This is a genomic window from Marinobacter sp. ANT_B65 (assembly GCF_002407605.1).
Lineage (GTDB): Bacteria > Pseudomonadota > Gammaproteobacteria > Pseudomonadales > Oleiphilaceae > Marinobacter.
Genome location: NZ_NXGV01000001.1, coordinates 1,760,736 through 1,781,440, shown reverse-complemented (window position 1 = coordinate 1,781,440; position 20,705 = coordinate 1,760,736). Strand labels below are relative to the sequence as shown.

9 protein-coding genes are annotated in these 20,705 nt (G+C 49.8%); all 9 read left to right on the top strand.

The annotated features are described in order from the left end of the window. The first annotated feature begins 31 nt into the window (after nt 1-31). The 9 genes from CPA50_RS08225 (at nt 32) to CPA50_RS08185 (ending at nt 20,702) form a co-directional block, all read left to right on the top strand. On the top strand, nt 32-1,096 hold the full coding sequence (locus CPA50_RS08225; RefSeq protein ID WP_096781914.1) for a hypothetical protein: 1,065 nt from the start codon (nt 32-34) through the stop codon (nt 1,094-1,096). After that, nucleotides 1,093-7,539, top strand: coding sequence for a DEAD/DEAH box helicase (locus tag CPA50_RS08220; protein WP_096781913.1), 6,447 nt, complete (start codon nt 1,093-1,095; stop codon nt 7,537-7,539). Before CPA50_RS08225 ends, CPA50_RS08220 begins: the two co-directional genes overlap by 4 nt. Before the next feature lies 1 nt (nt 7,540). Beyond that, entirely contained in the window at nt 7,541-9,655 is a 2,115-nt protein-coding gene (locus tag CPA50_RS08215; protein WP_096781912.1) for a UvrD-helicase domain-containing protein, read from the top strand. A 415-nt stretch (nt 9,656-10,070) separates the two neighbouring features. Beyond that, nucleotides 10,071-13,625 (top strand): patatin-like phospholipase family protein, encoded by a 3,555-nt coding sequence (locus CPA50_RS08210; RefSeq protein ID WP_096781911.1) that lies wholly within the window; start codon nt 10,071-10,073, stop codon nt 13,623-13,625. Further along, on the top strand, nt 13,618-15,276 hold the full coding sequence (locus CPA50_RS08205; protein WP_096781910.1) for a dynamin family protein: 1,659 nt from the start codon (nt 13,618-13,620) through the stop codon (nt 15,274-15,276). Before CPA50_RS08210 ends, CPA50_RS08205 begins: the two co-directional genes overlap by 8 nt. A gap of 12 nt (nt 15,277-15,288) precedes the next feature. Continuing rightward, nucleotides 15,289-16,536, top strand: coding sequence for a TerB family tellurite resistance protein (locus CPA50_RS08200; RefSeq protein WP_096781909.1), 1,248 nt, complete (start codon nt 15,289-15,291; stop codon nt 16,534-16,536). A 34-nt stretch (nt 16,537-16,570) separates the two neighbouring features. Continuing rightward, entirely contained in the window at nt 16,571-18,823 is a 2,253-nt protein-coding gene (locus CPA50_RS08195) for a dynamin family protein (RefSeq protein WP_096781908.1), read from the top strand. Between the two features lie 115 nt (nt 18,824-18,938). Then, entirely contained in the window at nt 18,939-19,589 is a 651-nt protein-coding gene (locus tag CPA50_RS08190; protein ID WP_096781907.1) for a HEPN domain-containing protein, read from the top strand. A 309-nt stretch (nt 19,590-19,898) separates the two neighbouring features. Continuing rightward, on the top strand, nt 19,899-20,702 hold the full coding sequence (locus CPA50_RS08185) for an enoyl-CoA hydratase-related protein (RefSeq protein ID WP_096781906.1): 804 nt from the start codon (nt 19,899-19,901) through the stop codon (nt 20,700-20,702). Nucleotides 20,703-20,705: the final 3 nt, after the last annotated feature.

Sequence of the window (20,705 nt, the reverse complement as noted above, 5' to 3'; positions counted from 1 at the left end):
TTTGAATTATTTTCAGCAGCTATGGGGAATTATGCAAATTTACAAGAAATATCCAACATGCTCCCAAATACAGCTGTTAAAGGATTTTGGTGATTGCCCACCAAAGCCGTTAACGACTAGAGCTTTGAAATACTCGTTCGATATAATTTATTTATCTGGAATTGGAGATAAGTACTACTCACTCTCCCGATTGTTTCGAGTTTTTAAGGATGATTCCAGTAAGATAAGAGATCAAAACTTAAAAGCAATGCTTGAAATAGTTAAGAATGCAAAAAAAGGTATTAAGGCTCCGATACAAGACTTTTTTTCGACCTTCAAAAATCTTAAATTAGTACAAAAAATTGGGACTTTATTCCTGTTGTTTTTTATCTCTCCATTTTTTCTACTATTTATTTTTTTCGTGCTAGGAAAAACAGCTATTCATCTTTACAGAATGCCAGTTACAGGTAAAGATGCGCTGGGATTTTTCTCTCCCATTACACAGCAGAAGAGCGAAATTGTTGTAAAGCCTAAATCTATCAAAAAAGCACAGATATCGTTGGATGCAGTAATATCCCATGAACATATTCACCTGCTTCAACACAGAATATTTCCTAATAGGCAAGTCGATCTACTCGGATATGAATTCAAAGAAAATATCAGAAAGTTTCTCAACCAGCCTGCGCTGAAATCAGAAAAAACGTTTTATCATCTCTCTCTTAATGAGGTGGAGGCGAGACTCCATGAGGTTGTGCTTTCATATTACCGAGCCTATGGGAATTTGCCGATTGATTATCAAGGCTTTTTGGTGATGATTTTGTCATGTGACGTGTTAGGTGAACCCGTGTCTAGAATACTTTCAAAATACGATGTGGCAGTGCCAGAGTATGATGGTCGAAAGTATAGCTTGAGGGACGTTAGTCCTGCGGAAGATATAGCCATTATGCTCGGCTATTTCCCTGACTTTTCCTATGCGAAACGGTTTGTGTGCGAGGCCCTTTCTATGATGTACGGAAATCTTCTGGTTCTCTATGGTGATTCAGATTTAGCGTTCAAATACTTAGAGACCGTTGAGTGTTCAGACTTTTACACTCAGCTCTATGGTGAGAAAACATGATCCCCGGCCTACTAGCCAGCGAAGTCTCAGCCGCCCTGCGCGAGTTTATTGTCACCGGTTACGAAACCGAAACCGCGCCTTTCAAAGGTGAGTTTCACCGGTTAGTAGAAGAGCAGCAAGACGGCGAGGCCTTTATTAAAGGCCCTTATGTGTCGGTAGGGCTGCCGTTTATGGAGGGCACTGCGGGCCGGGATTTCTTCAATGGTTTTTCAACCGAATATCCCCCCTATGCGCATCAGCAAGAAGCATGGCAACGGTTAGCATCTGAAAAACAGGCGGCCAACACCTTGGTCGCTACGGGTACCGGCTCGGGTAAAACCGAGTGCTTTTTGTATCCTGTTCTGGATCATTGCCAGCGCGAGAAGGCGCAGGGCATCAAGGCGATTGTGATATACCCGATGAACGCATTGGCGACGGATCAGGCCAAGCGTTTTGCCCAGATTATTCATGGCCAGCCTGCCCTTAAAGGGCTGCGGGTTGGGTTGTTTGTGGGTGGTGATGGTCATGGCAGCAAGGCCATGGGGCCGGAACAGGTAATTACAGATAAGGATACCCTGCGGGCAAACCCGCCGGATGTACTGCTCACCAACTATAAAATGCTCGATTATTTGTTGATGCGCCCGCAAGACCAAAAATTGTGGGCGAACAACGGGCCAGATACCCTGCGTTATCTGATCGTAGACGAACTGCACACCTTTGATGGGGCTCAGGGCACCGATTTGTCGCTGTTGATCCGGCGTTTGCGGGCCAGATTTGATATGGCGGCGGAGCAGCTTATTTGCGTGGGTACGTCGGCTACCTTGGGCGGGGATGCCAGTATTCGGGGGTTGTTGGATTATGCCTCGGATATTTTTTCCAGCGCCTTTCGTACCAATTCGGTCATTTTAGAACAACGTAAAAGCGATTTAGACTTTCTGGATAACATGGCCTATTTGGGTTTGAACCCGGAGATTGGGCCAGAGGAATTAAGTGCTGCGCTGGGTAAGAGCTTGGAGGCGTATTTACAGACCGCTTACGAGTTGTATTTCAGCAAAGCACCGAGTGAAAACCTGGCGGATATGGCAGGCCGCATTGCGTTGGGTAGCGAGTTGAAGCAACACGGGCAGCTGGCGAACTTGTTGAGGCAAGTGAGTCAGGGTAAGGGCACGCCCACATTTCGTTCTTTGGTCGCTCGTTTGGCGGCGCAAATTCCCAAACAGTTTCAGAGGCAACCCGAGCAGGCGCTGATTGCTTTGCTGGCGTTGATGTCCCATGCCCGCGCTGAAACTACGCAACCGTTTGTGCAGTTGCGATTGCAGTTATGGTCTCGGGAGTTGCGGCGGATTGTTGGAACGCTTCGTGAGCCAAAAGCGGGTTTACCGGCTGGTCAGGGTTTTGAAGCTATTGATGATCGCCCGCGCCAGTCGCCTTTGTTGTCATTTGGTGATGATCAGCCGCCGAAAGATCAAAAGCAAGTTCGCTTACCGTTAGTGCAATGCCGGGAATGCCACGGAACGGCTTGGTTGACACGGATGGAGCAGGGCCACCCCACTGATCAAGTTATAGAAGCAGACCTTTCGCAGATTTACCCCGCATTTTTTGGCAACCACGAAGAGACAACGCTGTTGCTGCCTTGGCAGGAAGGCCAGGCACAATCCATAGGTGGGGTAATGCTTCAGCATTTCCGGGTGTGCCGGGACTGTGGCAAAACAGCGGGAGTGGACTATAGCGGCGACTGCAAAGGCTGCCAGGCTGGCAATGAGGCACTGGTGCGGGTGAGTAAACCGCATCTTCTAAAAGAGGTTCGCAAAGGCAATGTGAACCGTGTGGTACATGAACATAACTGCCCATACTGTTCCGCGAAATCGGCACTGGTGGTGTTCGGTGCTCGAGCGGCGAGTTTGAGCGCTGTGGCTATTCATCAGTTATTCAGTAGCCGTGACAATGATGACCGCAAGCTGCTTACATTCAGCGACTCAGTGCAAGATGCGACTCACCGGGCTGGTTTTTTTGGTGCTCGTACTTGGCAAAACAACGTGCGTATGGCATTGACTCAATTATTGGAGGGCCAGCCAGGGCCGGTTCCGCTATTGAAGCTGCCGGAGTTGTTTGAAGCCTGGTGGCTTAATCACGATGGTCACCAGGGGCAGTTGCCATTAACGTCTTATCTTCGGGAATTCATGCCGCCAGACAAGCGCTACCAAGGCGCTTTTGAGTATTTTGAGCAGTCTGGTGAGGTAAAAGAGCCTAAGCCGCTGCTTAAACAGATTCGCGAGCGCATGTTGTGGCAGTTGCTGGAAGATCTTGGTTGGCGTTCACAGGTTGGGCGCTCCCTGAACCGGTTGGGCGTTGCCGCCTTGGGCTGGCCTATGCAGACGGTAACCAGCACCGCTACAGCCTGGTCCCAAACGGTGGATAACACTCTGGGTTACCGTATTGATGAACAAACCGCCCAGAAGTTTATGACAGGGCTTGTGCAGCACCTTGTGTATCTGGGTGCCGTTGGCCTTGAGAGTTTTCAGTCCTATCGCAACCAATCTGGTAAAGCGTTTCTGTTGATGAAATTGGGTTATACACCGCCCTTAGGCCCGGCTTCTGCCAGGCCTAAGTACCCGGCAATGGGAAAGGGCGAAGGGTATGAGCCGTTAGTGAATGCCGGCACCTCGCAATCTTGGTACGAGCGCTGGCTGGCGTGCCTGAACCCCGATGCCTTGGTGGATCGAAAGCAGCTTGAGCATGTGCTTGTAGCGGCGCTGGACGGGCTATGCGTTTCTGGCTTGCTGAAGCAGGAGATAAATGAGCGTGGGGTAACACTATGGGTGCTGAACCCAGAGCAGCTCACCATTACCGTGGATGTTCAGGCGGTGGAATGCCCGGGGTATCGGCCCATGCATGTACCAGCCAGCGATGTGGATTACTGGCAGGGAATGCCTTTGCTGAATGCCGCGCACCCCAACTTGGTGTATGAGCATTCGGCCCCAGTACGGGACTCTTTGTATCGTACACTTTATCGGCAGGGTGAGATTCATCGGGTCATTGCGCACGAGCACACGGGGTTGTTGGCGTCGAGTGATCGTATTCGCGTAGAGAACAGTTTTATCAACGGTACGAAACCCTGGGAATACAATCTGCTCTCAGCCACGCCCACGCTTGAAATGGGTATTGATATTGGCGATCTGTCCAGCGTGTTGTTGTGTTCGGTACCCCCTGCACAGGCCAACTATCTGCAACGGGTAGGCCGTGGAGGGCGGCGAGATGGCAACTCTTTTGTGCTTACCGTAGCCAATGGCCGCCCCCATGATTTGGTGTTCTATGCAGACCCAAGCCGAATGCTGGATACGCCAGTGGAACCACCGGCCGTGTTTCTTAAAGCTCGCCATGTATTACGGCGGCAATTGTTGGCCTATGCCATGGACTGTTGGACGCGCATGGCGAAAGGCGACAACCAGGTACCGTCTAACATGCAGCCGGTTTTGGATGCGGTTGAGAAAACCCAGGAAGATCGCTTCCCCTATACGCTGCTGAACTTTCTTAAACATGAGATGCAGGAAATTTGGGACGGTTTTGCCAGGCACGTTGCTAAAGAATTGAGCGAGGATGATCTGGAACTGCTACGCCAGTATTTGTTTGGCGGGCCGCAGCACAAGGACGACCATTTGCGATTGTATGTGCTCGGTCGGTTAAGGCGGGTTGCGGTTGATCGCAAGCAAATGGCGGGCACGATTAAAGAGCTGGAGAAACAGCTGAACCAACTGCGCAAGCAGCCTTTGGATGAACACACTCAAGAGGAAATAACGGAGCTTGAGCGGGAGATAGCCGGTTATCGCAGCATGCGCATTCGCTTGAATAAGCGCGAAACCCTGAACTTCTTTACCGACGAAGGCCTGCTGCCGAATTACGCCTTCCCGGAAGAGGGGGCAACACTACACTCAGTCATTTTCCGCTCTGAGAAAAAGGCTGGCAGTGGTGATGGCGCCGAGCGTGAATTTATCAAGCGGGAGTATGAGTATCAAAGGCCCGCGCAGGCGGCCCTGACAGAGCTGGCTCCGGAATCTGTGTTCTACGCGGGTAATCGCAAGGTAAAGATTTCGCGGGTAGAGACGGCCAAAGGGCGCAATATTCAGGATTGGCGTTTTTGCCCTCGCTGCCATTATTCCGCGGCTGCAGATCAGCCTGGTTCAGGGTTCAGCGATAAAACCTGCCCAAGGTGTCACACTAATCAGTGGGGGGATGAAAGCGCGCGCACCAAGATGTTGAAAATGACTCAGGTGTACGCCTTTACCAACGCTAAAGATGCGCAACTTGATGACCGTTCCGATGACCGCGAACCGGTATTTTTCAACAAGCAGATGCTGATCGATTTCAAGCCCTCCGATATCGACATCACCTGGGTTCTGGATGACAAAGACCGGCCCTTCGGCTTTGAGTTTATCCGCTCTGCCAGCTTTCTAGAGGTGAACTTTGGCCGCCGCGAAGGGGAGGAAATGTACTTTGATGTGGCGGGTGAGCACATACAGCGAGCCGGCTTCCCCATCTGTAAGGAATGCGGCTCTGTACAAACCCGTGCAGCTGCTTCTGGAAAGATGGAGGCGGACCACATGAAAACCTGTGGGTATTCTCGGGGGCCCAAAAAGCTTGCCAATGGCAAGGAAGATATCGGCATTGAGAATTGCCTTTACCTGTATCGACAGTTCTCATCAGAAGCCCTGCGTATTCTGCTTCCCAGGCTGTCTACCGGTGGTACGGAAGAGCAAGTGAACTCATTTGTGGCAGCTTTGCAGTTGGGTTTGAAACGTCGGTTTGGTGGCAAAGTGGATCACCTACGGGTGGCTTATCAAAGTGAGCCGGTAGGTGAAACCGATGAGCGCCGGCACTTTATTGTGCTCTACGACTCTGTGCCCGGCGGTACGGGTTATCTGCATGAGCTTCTGAGCAAAGCCGAGCACATGCAGTCTGTGTTCCGCATGGCTTACGACGTTATGGATGGCTGTGATTGTTACGACGGTACTATGGATGGCTGCTACCGTTGCTTGCTCGAATATCGCAACGCCTACGGCATGGAAAGCACCAGCAAAGAGCTGGCCCTGGAGATGCTGAAAGATATTGTGGATGCAGGGCATCAGTGGGTTCAGGATACCCATTCATTGAGCGCTCTGGCGGCGAATCCGTGGATTGATAGCGAGCTGGAAGCGAGATTCCCTGAAGCGCTGGCAGCGTTTTCTGGCCACGAATCGGTTGGTGGCGAGAAGGTTCGGGTGTCTCAAGATGTTATCCGCGGGAAGCATGGTTGCCGGCTTACCATTGGGGCAATGGCTTATGAAATGGAGCCGCAAGTTGATTTTGGTGCCAGTCAAGGCGTGCAGTTTGCCAGTCGCCCAGACTTTGTACTTTGGCCGGCAAGCAGTGGGTTGAGGCCTGTGGCGATATTTCTGGATGGTTATGAATTCCATGCTAGTAAGGGCAGTGAGGATCTGATCAAGCGGCAAGCCTTGATGCATGCAGGCTTTGTGGTGTGGTCGTTGAACTGGTACGACGTTAATAAAATGATGGGTGATAAAGCGATGGATGTTCCATTGCTTACGGGGATGACATCACCAGAGCAGAACCATTCTGCTATCGCTGGGTTGGCAAAACTGGCGAACGTCGGGAACACCGCCGAGCATTTGAATAAAACCACCTTTGAGCTGCTGATGCACTTTCTGAGCACGCAAGATTCTGCCGCACTGGCTCAGCAGGCCATGTTCTTTGCCTTGCAGTGCCAGCCAGCTGCTGTGCTGGCGGACCAAACGGTAAAGGCAAAAATACTGGACAGTTTGGGAGGGCTTCCAGCTGCATTTGCTGACCTTACCCCCAGCCCAGTGGCTTTGGCAGGTTCGGTTGAACTGCAAGACGGCAAGGGTGCAGCCGCTGTGATTGTGGAGTTGATTGCAGGTACTAACTTATTGAAGACCGCCGATCTGACCCAAGCCATGGTGTCGGTGTGCTATGACTTACGCCAGGGCAGTGAAAAAGCTGCACGGTACCAGTGGCAGAGGTTCTGGGCTGCGGTGAACTTATTACAGTTCCTGCCGGTTATGTATGCCTGGACGCCGGCATCGAAGCACGACGGTACCGCTGCAGGATTGTTGTGGCCGGATTTGAGTTTAAAGACGCAGGTAAAAACTGATCCAGGTTCCACCCCCAGTTGGTTTGAGCAACTTGATCCTGAGCTGGCAGAGGCGTTAAGTGCACTGACTATAAACTGGCCTGCAGAATGCCAGGTCGGTGATGCGGTGATGAACGCTAGCGAGGAGATTGTCGGCGAGGCTGAGATTTTATTTAACGAGCACAAAATTGCGTTTTTGCTGAAAGATGTAGACGACCAGATCGCCAGTAAAGCCCACTTGGAAGCAGATGGTTGGCGGGTGTGTACTGTTGTGACTGAACTGGAAACCGCTATCAAAAAATTGAATTCAGGAGCCTGAAATGGTCAGCGTTGCGTTTTCTGATAAGTATTTTGGCAGCTTGTTAAAGCTAAAGCCCAATGAGCAAAGCCAGGCCAACAAGGCGGTTATGCAGTTTCAACAGGATCCCCAGCACGGGGGCCTACACTATGAAAAATTGACGGCTTGTAGAGACGCCAAGTTACGCTCTATTCGAGTCAATCAGGATGTGCGAATTATTTTGGCTGCAGCTGAAAAACAAAACCTCTACTTGATGCTGTACGTGGATCGTCATGATGACGCCTATGCGTGGGGCGCCAAGCGTAAGGTGGAGATCAACCCAAACACCGGTAGTGTTCAGGTTTTTACGGTTGAAGAGAAACAGCTAGTAGAAGCAGCCGAGGTTGCAGCCGAGAAACAGCCAGGGCTGTTCGATAGTATTCGTGATCGTCAGCTACTACAGCTAGGTTTGCCAGAGGATGCTTTGGCGCTAGTGCGTGCTATGACAACCGAAGCAGACCTTGAAAATGCTAGGGATAATGAACAAGTTCCACCAGATGCCTATGAAGGGTTGTTCATGCTCATGGCAGGCGCCAACTTTGAGGAGGCGTATAACGAGGTTGTTCCTGCTGCGCCTGAAGAAGTGGATACCGAGGACTTCAATACTGCATTGGCACGCCCTGAATCCCAGGCTCATTTCGCCGTTGCGGACAATGAAGAGGCGCTGCAGGCAGTGCTTAATCAATCCCTTGAAAAATGGCGAGTGTTTTTACATCCAGCCCAGCGCAGGCTGGTGAGCGGTAAGAAAAACGGTCCAGTACGTGTGCTCGGTGGTGCCGGAACCGGTAAAACCGTAGTAGCCATGCACCGTGCAAAATGGCTGTCTGAAAACGTTGCTACGGCTGATCGAAAAGTGTTGTTTACGACATTTACCCGTAACCTGGCAGCCGATATTCAGCAGAACCTGAATAAGATCTGCAATCAGGATGCGCTCGAGCGCATTGAGGTGATGAACCTGGACGCCTGGGTGGTCAGCTTCCTGAAAAAACAAGGCTACGACTACGGCCTGTTGATGGATAGCCAGGAAGAGCGTCACCTGTGGGAGCAGGCCTACTCAGAAAAGCCTGCGAGCTCTGATTTGAGTATGGCGTTCTTCCAGGAAGAGTGGGCGCGGGTTATTCAGCCTCAGTCTGTTACTAATGTGGATGGCTATAAAAAGGCCTCTCGGATTGGTCGCGGCACGCGCCTGAACCGCCAACAACGGGTTGATATCTGGCCGGTGTTTGAACGCTATCGGCATTTGCTGGCTAGTAACTACCTGAAAGAGGCTGATGACGCCTACCGTGATGCCCGCAATCTACTGGAAGCACAGCCTGAGCTTCGGCCACAGCTTTGCTCGGTGATTGTGGATGAGGCTCAGGATATGGGGACTCAGGCGTTTATGCTGATTAGAGCCCTGGTGCCCCCAGCTCCTAACGATCTGTTTATTGTGGGTGACGGCCACCAACGAATCTATGGGAAGAATAAAGTGGTACTGGGCCAGTGCGGAATAGATATCCGTGGCCGTAGCGCCCGTTTGAAAGTGAACTACCGCACCACCGATGAAACCCGAAAACTGGCGGTTGGTATCCTGGAAGGGGTAGCGGTTGACGATCTCGACGGTGGTGAAGATAACCAGACGTTCTACCATTCCTTGATGCATGGCCCCACGCCCGAAGTTTGGAGCTTTAACTCCATGTCTGAACAGGCCGATGCAATACTCGCCGCCATCCGTGACAACAAGCTGGCACCGGAAGCCTGCTGCGTGATCGCCCGCACTCGCAAGGAAGTAGGCGAACTAAAAAGCAATCTCGAGAGCCGCCAACAACTTTGCCACATCCTCGATGGCCGCAGTGGCAACACACCCGAAGGCTCACTGAACCTTGCCACCATGCACAGGGTAAAAGGGCTGGAGTTTGATGCTGTGTTTTTGGCATCGGTTAACCAAGGCTTGGTGCCACTGAGCTTTGTGGTGAACTCGGCAGCAGATCCTGTAACCAGGCGTCAGCGGGAAAATGAAGAAAGGGCGCTGGTGTATGTAAGCCTGACTCGGGCACGCAAGCTGGCGTTTGTTTATGGGTATGGGCAGATGAGTGAGTGGTTTTGTGCGGTTAAGTAAAGGAAATGGGTTGTAAATGTATCAATATTAGATCGTTTTATAGATGGGTTTTTTGCTCAAAATTCCTGCCAATTGTACGCCATTGGCAGGAATTTTGAGTAGGAACTCGACACAATGTGACGATTCACAGATATAGAGCACCAAGACAAGATAGTATTATTTTTTTATGTAAAGAAATCAGTCGTTAAGAAAAGAAAACTTACACGTCAAGCCTTCCAATCTATGTCAATCTAAATCACCATCCAGACCATACGTAAGAAAAGTGCATCGTTAGGCGACAGTATTTGTCGTGGCGCTTGGGTAATCTACGGTTTTATTAGTTGGCTGCCTTCATAGCAACTGAAGCACTATGTTCGCGACAACTTAGGCAGTGGAACCATGTTTGTGGGCCACAAACATCGAAAGGAACTGTTGGATGGCTAAGGTTGGTTTAGTTTTTTCAGGTGGTGGAGGCAAAGGTGCCTACGAAATCGGTGTGTGGAAAGCGCTTCGGGAGTATGAGTTTGATCGGAACATTCAGGCGGTAGCAGGTACCTCGGTTGGTGGCCTTAATAGTGCCCTCTTCGTTCAGGGCGATTACAACAAAGCCGAGAGACTCTGGCTCGATATAGCGCCACAAAAGATTCTGCCACTCAACAAAAAAGAACTAGCCAAAACCCTCGCGACTGTAGCGGGTAGTTTTCTTTTGCCGGGTGTGCCAGCGAAAGTGCTTTTGGGCAGTACTCGCTTGACTGAAGGCAAGGGTATTTTTGACCAATCAGGGTTGGCGGATCTTATAGAGGCCAGTGAGGCCTGCAATGAAATATCACCTAAGGCTCTGCCGTTTCATGTATGTGCACTCAATCGCCTTCAGGGCAAGCTTGAATACCCTCAGCTGAACAGCAAAACGCCAGAAGAATGTGCAAAATGGCTGTTGGCTTCTGCAGCTATTCCAGTCATTTTTGATGCTGTGATCATTGACGGAAACAGCTACTACGATGGTGGCGTTCTACCAGGGAAATACAGTGACAATGCACCATTCAAACCCCTGATCGAAATCCACGGCTGTACCCACATCATCAATATCTATCTGGATCGGAACCCAGAATTGCTCACACACCAACGTTCCTATCAGAACGTCAACTTTTGGAACATTGTTCCAACAGAAGAATCGGCCGGTATTATCGCCTCCTTGAACTTTACTGCTGAGAATGCAGCAAAACTGATTGAGTGTGGCTACAAGGATGTCCGGAAGGTTCTCGAGCAGTTCAAAGCCTTTATTGACGATGAAGAGCGTTACCGAAATGCAGTTTTCGCCCTCGCAAACTCGGCCGATAAATTTAAGGAGCAAATCGATTTTAGCCGACAGATAAGGGGTGAGTCAGCAGAGGCAGGCAAGGCTAGCGCCATTTCTTATGATGAAGTTCAACAGCAATTGGCGATGACTCTACACGAGCAGGAGCGCCTGCTGATAAACAGCCAGATGGATGAGTTTCTTGCAGACACTCAGCTTACCTCCGATGAGCTTCTTGAAGCAGCGTTCACATCAATTTCAACGTTGGCTTCAACTGAAGGGCGAATTAAACATCAGGTTGACCAGGGGGGCTTTAGCCGCTTTTGGGGACAGCTTACGGGAAGTAATGCCAAGCTCCAAGCAGGGATCAACTGGGACTTGAATCGCTGCATATACGCCAATCAGCAGATGATCCAAAAGCTTAACCATAAACAAATGTTGAGCATGGAAGCCATCGCAGCGTTATCTAATAAAACAACGTACTTATTAACTCATGTGAATCATGTAGGTTCTGGCCTGAAGTCGCTGGAGCAGAAAACACTTACGTCGTTCAAGCTTATGCAGCAAGGTGTTGAAGCACTGGCCTTCCAAAGCGACCAGCGCTTCAAAGCGATGGAAGGTCGATTCGAGAACCTGGAACGGGCTCGACTAATCGACGATTGGTATCATCAAGCCAAACAACTTGCTAAAGCATCTCCACTGGCTGAACGCCTTGTAGAGCTTACAAGCAGCTTTTATAACTACACGTCTGGCCAATGGAGTCAGGCTGAACTGCTTCGCTACGTTAACGTTCTGGATGAGCAGGGCTTGAGCACGGAGCCGCTGGCACTTTCGGATCTTCTGGAGCCTGTTAATGCACGACTGCTGATAGAAAAGATAGGCCCAGATCGCCTGCTGCCGGCCAGTCCGTTTCATGCCCTGTTAAAAGGTATGCAGATGGTGTGCGAAGAGCCGGACACCAAGGCCGTGAATTGTCAGATTGAACAGCAGCTTAACCTGAGCTCAATGCGTCAGTGCGAAGCACGTCCGCTTGGCTTGGAACTACTGCACAGCCTCCACTGTAATGATCTTGAGCGCCATTCAGCCAAATCTGGGCTGCTTGAAACGTTGAATCGGTTGCAACAGATTAATCAAGAGCTGGATGTTTATCCTGAGATCGTTAACGACCTGCAATTCCTAAAGAGTCGAATCAGCGATTTCAAAGTAGTGGTTCCAGTTGTAGGCAAGTTTTCTGGTGGCAAGAGCACACTGCTCAACCGGTATTTAGGTAAGGATTATCTGAAGACTGGGCTGACGCCGGAAACCGCTTTTGCAACCGAACTGAGTTACTGCAATGAAGAATACCTTCTTGTTAATTACCTGAACGGGCGCCCGGCAGAACGCCAGCCATTGAGTGCCCTGAACGATCTCCGCCCTGTACCAGAGCTCTATTACGTTCAGGCTTTTATTAACAGCGCCAAGCTGAAAAACCGCCCGAACCTGATTTTAGTTGATATGCCGGGTTTTGACTCAAAATTTCCAGGGCACGCGAAGGCCATTGCCTGTTATCTGGGTCGTGGTGATCGCTTCGTGAGCCTTATGCCTGCCGACATACCCTTTGATGCCTCTGTGATCGAACGCCTCTCAGAAATCAAATGGGAGTACGGAAAAGAGATCGTCCCTTTGATCTCCAAAGCGAGCAGAAAGACACCCCAGGCACTGGAAGAGCAGAAGCAAAACTTAGCAAAGACTCTCGCTGACGCGCTTGAGGACTGCCCTAAGGTGGGGCATGTTGAGTCGGTTGGTACTCAGGTAACACTGATGGATTTTGAATACGCTGTAGACGGTGCCGTCCGGTCTTATGACGCACTCTTGCTTGAGCGCTACAAACCCCAAGTAGATAATTGCAGAGCCCTGCTTCAAGAGAGCCTCGTAACCAAAATCTCCTATACCGAATCGGACGGGCCGGAGTTGGAACTAAAGTTAGCCAACGCCAAAAAGGCATTCAAGCAGGTAGAAAAGGATCTGGAACTGAGTTTGAGTGAGCTGGAATACAACCTGTGCGCCAGGGGGAAAGAGCAACTGATACAGCGAGCGGGGGCAAGCCTCTCGGGTGCTATCGAGCGACTCATCAATGCAGCAAAAACCAACAATCTGGAGGGCACGATAAACGATCTGCTCCGGCCTGTGGTACAAGGCGGTATTGAGCAATTGATACAAACCGAATTACAACGCCTCGAAACAAAGCTGGACAATATTTCTGGACAAACGCGCGGTGACATCCGGGTGGTCATTCAGATCCCCCCGCAAGCCAGAGAGTTGTTTTCAACCTCGTCTTCTACCATTACTGCTGGCATTGGTGGTTTGATTTTCGGCCCGCTGATCGCAATGATCACCGGCTTACTCAGTAGTATCTTTGGCCTGAAATCAGAAGCCGAAGAACGCGAACGCTTGCTAGAGGAACAGATTCGGAACGCGGTGATCCCGCAGGCAACGTCTCAGGTTATTGAGCAGGTTGGTACCGAGTTAGAGCGTTCTGCACAAACACTTCGTCAGCACGTACTAAACGCCTTTGCGCAGCAAAAAGCTCAGCATGAGCAAACCGTTCAGAAATTGAAACGGCAAATGCAGGAGGGACAGCAACATCACGAGGAACTGCTGGGCAGGTATAAGCAAGCCATGAAGGAAATCGACGCTATGGAGTCCGGCCATGCCTGATTCGTTAGACCAGTTGATGAATGCCCACACACAGCCAACAAGCCAAGCGGGGGCCGGTGAGCTAGCCTCGACCGGACAACGAAAAGCTTCTGTGGGTGGGAATCAATACCTTGAACGACCGGAGCGGGGATTAAAGCTGTGCGCTGAGTTGATTGCAGTCGGGTCTAAAACTGGCAAGGTCTCACAGCTTCTTGACCAGATCCATAGTCTGATTGAAGAAAAGTTTCTACCCCTCAGCGAGCGTGATAATAATACCACTGGCATTGGCACCTACATTGAACTAAATCAGCTCAAGAAAGCGCTGCATGAGGCTGCCAACTTCCCGCATTTGGCCAGATCCTGCACGTTGGCCGTCGGCGGGTCTTTCAGTGCCGGAAAATCCCGGTTTCTAAACTCGGTGCTGGGTTGCCCATCACTGCTGCCGACCGATACCACCCCGACTACCTCAATACCGACGTATCTGTATCAAGGTGATCAGAGCAATATGCACGCTCTGAATTTTCAAGGCAAAAAAACACCTATTGATAAGGAGGCCCTGAAGGCTATCTGTCACGCTTTTTATAAACGCTTTAATGTGACCTTTAGTCATGTACTACAACTGATCGCGATTGAGCAGCCGGGGCTCCGATACCCTAATCTGATATTCCTGGATACGCCGGGCTACAGTAAGTCGGAGGGCATGGGTGCATCTGATAACAATACCGATGCAACGATTTCAAGAATGCACCTGCGCAGCGCAGATTACCTGATTTGGCTGGTAGACCAGCAAAATGGAACAATTCCACAACCTGATATTGAATTCATACAGGGGCTGGAGCTTGATCAGCCCATTCTGGTGATCATCAGTAAGGCGGACAAAAAGCCAGAAGCGCAAATTGCGGAACTAATTGCTTCAACCCGAAAAACACTGGATAAGGCCGAGATAGACTACGTTGATGTAGTTGGATATTCCTCCCAGCTGAACCGGGAGTTTTCGAGTAGTGGGACCGTGCTGACACGCTTTTTATCTCAAGTTGATCAACCCAAAGCTGGGTGGTCTGTTCTATGGCAGGTTGAACAGATATTTAAAAGGTACATCGACCAGTACGAGTCTCAACATCTTTCTGCAAAGCTAACCCACGCCACAATCAATGAGCTGATTTTTGATGAGAGCGTTTCAGAGGATAAAAGGGAACAGCTGAGAAATTACCAAGCAAAGACCAAGGCTCAACTGGATGCGTTATTCAAACAGAAGCGTGAAGCCGAGAAAATAGCCTCAGAGCTTGCAGAGCTAATCAGTGCTTTGTGCAATACGCTGGATATCAGAATAAGCGATCAACCTAGCCGTGTTGAGTTAAGCGTAGCAAGGAAAGCGGAGACCAAAGACGATGCGCTTCCAGCATATCATTTCGATGCATTGTTAGATGGAGACTCCAAGCATCTCTCAGCACTTGCTGATCTGAGTGCACTGCCGGGGTGGGTAAGTAAGGTCAGCGCGCTTGGGGTAACGATTAAAGTTGATGTCGACCTCGACATCATTGTTTTGAAACAAAAAATTCTTGAGCAACTGAATCAATCGGAAATTGACTCCCTGTTTTTCGAGGGGATGCCTGTCAGCGTACATATACTGAATAAAAATCGCTGTCAGGTCACCATTAATCATGCTAACTAGGTAGCGATAATCATGGACATACTAGACATTATCAACGAGGCCACGAAAGAGGCCGATGCATTCGAAAACCATGCTGCAAAAGAACTCACTCTGGAAGAGCGCTTGCTCTACCTGCAGGGTTTGGCATTAGTTATGAATGTTGATGGCGATATTCATGAAGAAGAAAAAGAATATATACGCATTCTGATAAAGTCGTTTGACATGGATGAATCGACACTGAACGACTTCGTTGCATTTGCACAATCCCCCGACAAGGATACTGTTCAGGCCTTCTTCAAAACCTATCGGCGTCGACCTATTGCTCAGCTTTTTCTGTTTGACGCGCTTATGATGAGCCGGCGTGATGGAAAGGTTGATGAACGAGAGAATGCGATTATTGACAGCCTTGCCGATAAACTGGAGATATTAAAGGGGATACAGGAGGATATCTTCGATCTATTTTGTTACATAAAAAACAGAAACTGGCGGGAGAGTGCACTCTACTTTAATTCCCACTTGTTGAATCCTGACCATTTTAAGCACCTGCTCGCCTACCATGAGCTGGATTATGATCAATTAATGAAGGAAACCGCCTCCCTGCGCGGCCAGCGCATATTGCAAGCGATTAAAAAAAAGATGCCTCCGCTGACGCCCGGGGAGAAAGTAAAACCTGAGCTGAACCATGAGATCGTTATTCCTATGCTTCAGGCAGAACTTGATCGAGGGAATGCTTCGGTAAATGGTGGTGTATTTCTGGTAGATGACGATCTTGGGAAGGTGGAAATTAAACTGAAGAACTATGGGCTCGAGTACAGCAAAGAATATAATTTTATTTTTAAGCAGCCAGGTGCAGATTTTGGAAAAGTAGGTCAGGAAGTAGTGAATAGGTTGATCAATACTATTGGCATAAATACGGCTGAAGAAGTTATTGACATTCTATACGATTCTAAAGTTAAGGTATTTAAAGCTAAACTGAGTGACGAAGACCCTCGTTTAATAAAAACAACTAGCAGTGTTGAAAAATCACTTCCTTATTTAAAGCTCGAAGGGAGGTTTTTTACAGTTGAAGCAAATCTGGATACCGGAATATTAAGTAGTTTTAGTAATAGTAATTTTTATCTTTCAGATGCGTACTCTAGTAAAAAAAGTGTCTTGTATTTGCAACAATCAGTAGATAATAGGAGTCAACGGGGGTGCCTCCGGGAGTTGGATATAGATTCACTCTTGAAGCGTGTGTTCTTTAAGGGGCTTCCTGTCCCCGGCCATCACGCACCGAAGTAAATTAGTCCAATTATCTTACAAGAGTTTTTTTTAGATGAATGATATGTGCTCTGATTTCGCCACTGAAAACCAATTGCGAGACTTTTTGGAGTTGAGCAGCCGGTACCAATCATTCTCCGAAGAAATTCACCAAGATTTCCTCGGAGACCTCAAAGTACTTGTAAATAGCTTTGAGCAAGACGCCGTAAATGCTCAAAATGAGTCACGGCTACTTCGCGTTGGCATCGTCGGGCAGATAAAGCGTGGCAAGTCCTCGTTTCTGAATAGTTTGTTATTTGAAGGTCGCGACCTTCTTCCCAAGGCCGCGACACCAATGACAGCTGCATTGACCCGCATAAGTTACGCGGAGAAACCCTCCGCGAAAATCGAGTTCTATAGCAAAAATGAATGGCAAAACATTAAGGCTAGCGCTGAATCAATTGCGCGCAAAGAGGCAAAGTATCAAGAAGAATTGTCTGCTTATCAGGCTGCTCGGCGAAACAGAGTTTCAAGGGATTTTTTGCCGCCAACCCCTCAGTCACCTCGTGTAAGCGATGAAGACAAAGCCAGCCTTGAGCTTTTCCAGATGGTAGAGAGTAGCGGCTTGCAGGTAGATGATTATCTTGGGCAGGTTGCAATGCTGGAAGGTATTGAGTCAACGGATCAGTTGGTCAGCAAACTTAACGACTACGTAGGGGCCGATGGCCACTATACGCCGATCGTCAAAAGCACTGAGTTGCAGTTGGATATTGAGAGTCTCAAGGATATCGAAGTTGTTGACACACCAGGCATGAATGATCCGATCATCTCTCGCTCTCGGCGAACACAGGAGTTTATCGGCCAGTGCGATGTTGTTTTCTTTCTGAGTTATTGTGGCCAGTTCCTGGACCAGCACGACATGGCGCTTTTAGCACAGAACATCCCCAATAAAGGCATTGAGGAGATTGTGCTTATCGGCTCGCTATTCGACAGTGCTTTGTTGGATGAATACCACGAGTACGAGTCGATCCAAGACGCGCTACCAGCCCTCACCAGGAAATTGAACCAGGAAGCTTCAAGCAACGTTGAGCAGGTGTGCGCCCTGGACAAAGAGCAGTCTGGCCAGTCTCATCTGATGACTACGTTGCAGAACGCACTGCCTCCACTTTTTTTGTCAGCCCGGTGCCATGACCTGAGCCTTAAAGGGCCACATTTGTCCGAAGAAGAGCAGCACTCACTTAACCAGCTAAATAGGATGTATGAGGGGTTCGAGTTTGGTCCGGATGCGTTGCGTGCTATCGGTAATTTCGGGCCTGTCGAGGCGCGATTGGCGAGTATCCGCAACAAAAAAGAACAGATTCTCTCGGAGCGTTTCAACAATTTGCTGACTGGTTCTCAACGTGGAGTCTTGCAGATTTTAGAGCGGATGCGAGCGGATATCGCCGATAAACGTAAGTTGCTTAGCGAAGGCGATTTGGACTCATTGACTGAGCAACAGCAGGCCATCATCAAACGCATTGAAGCAGGGCAGGAAAAAGTTGGCGCGGTGTTCGAGAAATATCGGATTCTGGCGGAGAAAGAAATGGGGCAGACCCGGAATTCAATACAGCAGAGTGCTGTTCAAGCCAAGCAAGTGCGTTCAGAAACCGGTTCCCGCGAAGAGAGTTATACAACATCCAGAGAGGTTTATGATCCTGGTTGGGACCCACGTACTTGGTTCAGTACACGAACTGTCACGGAACACCACACTCGCACGGTGAACTATACATATGCCAACGTACAAGAGTCGGTTGCAATGCTGGAACAGTTTGTTGTCGAAGTCCAACAGCAATTGTTTGACGCCGCTTCACAAGCCATCCCTGTAGAAGCGTTTCGTCAGGACATTAAGTCCGCGGTAAAGGGGATGTTCGATTTCTCTGATGAGAGCTTTGACCCCGAACGGGTTCTTCTGCCGTTGAGTAATGCCGTTGATCGCATAACGATACCGGCTATTCATCTGAACCTGGATCACCATATCAAAAGCGTGCGGGAGCAATTTGTCAGCCCGGAAGTTGAAGGGGATGAAGTTCAGCAACTTCGTAATGAACAAGCCCGTGTCGTCGCTATTCTATTAGGAGATATTGCAAAGGAACTGGATAGCAATATCCAAGCCATTGCCGAGAAGCTTACTCAACAGGAGCAGGTGTTCATCCCCAGCCTGACTCGGGATTTGACCGATACGGTGGAGCGCCTTAAGCATGAGTTGAAAAATAAAGAAGCCACATTGGAACGTTATGGCCAGATATATGACTTGCTGGTTGCTGATATTGCCGAGCTAAAAGCTCTCTGATCGTAAGCTAGCGCTCCCGATGGGAGCTGTTAATTTTATTTGTGAATTTTATTTGGTGCGGCTGCTAAAAGTGGTCTCACAATAGCCCCCAGATTGACGTGAAAGGAGAGTTAAGGTGCGATACGAGCAACTGAAAGTCCGACATAGATCAGAGCGAGAGAGCTACCACGCCAACCTCAGCCTCCGCGTTCATCGCTCGCTAAGCTGGCTGAAGCGTGCCGAACAAGCAGAAGACCTGGACGGCCGGTTCATCTTTCTCTGGATAGCCTTCAACGCGGCCTACGCTACAGAAATCGCCGACGAGTACCGCACATCAGAAAAGCTGTCTTTTGGTAGCTTCCTCGAAAAGCTATCGGGCTTGGACAGCAATCGCTACCTTGAACAATTGACCTGGACAGAGTTCCCGAAAAGCATCCGCGTGTTATTGAACAACCGCTATGTTTTTCAGGGCTTCTGGGATTTCCATAACGGTAAAATTACGCAAGAAGATTGGGAAAGCCAGTTCGAGAGAGCGAAGGTTGCCGCCCAGACAGCGTTGGGGAGGCAGGATACGCCGACAATATTGGGCATCGCCTTGCACCGAATCTATACGCTTCGCAACCAGCTGGTTCATGGGGGGGCTACCTGGAACAGTTCTGTAAACCGGGATCAGGTCCGCGATTGTGTGGCGCTTATGGAAAAGCTGGTGCCTGCTATTCTCACGATCATGATGGATAACTACGGAACGCTTTGGGGTGACGCCTGTTATCCGGTTGTTGAAGGGTAATTTGTTCCATAAAACGCTCATGAGTTCGCCGTGGGAGTATGGAACTGGTGAGCCCGCAGCAAACGACAGCAAAGGCTGTGGTGGTATTCGCTCTGGCTGATGGAGGATATTGATCACGCCAAGGCACTATTGACGTCGCTCCGTGGGCATGAAGAAACCCAGCTTGCCCTCGACCTGAGTATTAACTTCTAGCTCCTGAATCCTGGCTTGCACCTGGAAGGGAGATAATCCCCCGCCGGTAGTTTATCCTAGTCAAAACAACATGCCTGGCCTCGACCGGGCGCGTGCCAACCCCCAAGGAATTTCCTGATGAGTAATCTTCCGAATCTTACCGATGCCCTGCTGACCCTCGAAGACCGGGTTGCTGTGCTTACCCTCAATCGACACGACCTGCGTAATGCCCTGACCGGTTCCCATCTGATTGATGACATTATCACCACCGCCGACTGGGTAAATAACTGCGATGACGTGTCTGTGCTGGTTATTACCGGGGCCGGTTCTGCTTTCAGTGCAGGAGGTAATGTTCGCGATATGGCTGAGCGTGGTGGTGACTTTGCTGGCGACGTGGCTGAGTGTGCGGACCGGTATCGCAAGGGCATACAGAAGATACCGCTGGCGTTGCTGGCTGTGGAGGTTCCCATTATTGCTGCGGTGAACGGGCCTGCCATAGGTGCCGGCTTTGATCTGGCTAACATGGCGGATATTCGTATCGCATCGGAGAAGGCGAAATTTGGCGAGACTTTCCTTAATCTGGGCATTATCCCCGGTGATGGTGGTGCCTGGCTCATGCAGCGCCTGATTGGCTATCAGCGAGCGTTTGAACTTACGCTTACCGGCCGTGTTGTAGAGGCCAGTGAGGCCAAAGAGCTTGGGATTGTCCTGGAGGTGGTGCCTGCGGATGATCTGATGCCAACGGCGATGACGATGGCAAAGCGCATCGCCAGCCAGCCCCCGAAAGCTACCCGTCTGACCAAGCGCCTGATGAAGATGGCTCAGCGTATGGAAATGAAAGACTTTCTGGATCTTTGTGCTGTGTTTCAGGGTATGTGTCACAACGAGCCGGAGCACCTGGATGCGGTAAACCGGATGCTGGAATCCATGGCGAAAAGGTGAGGG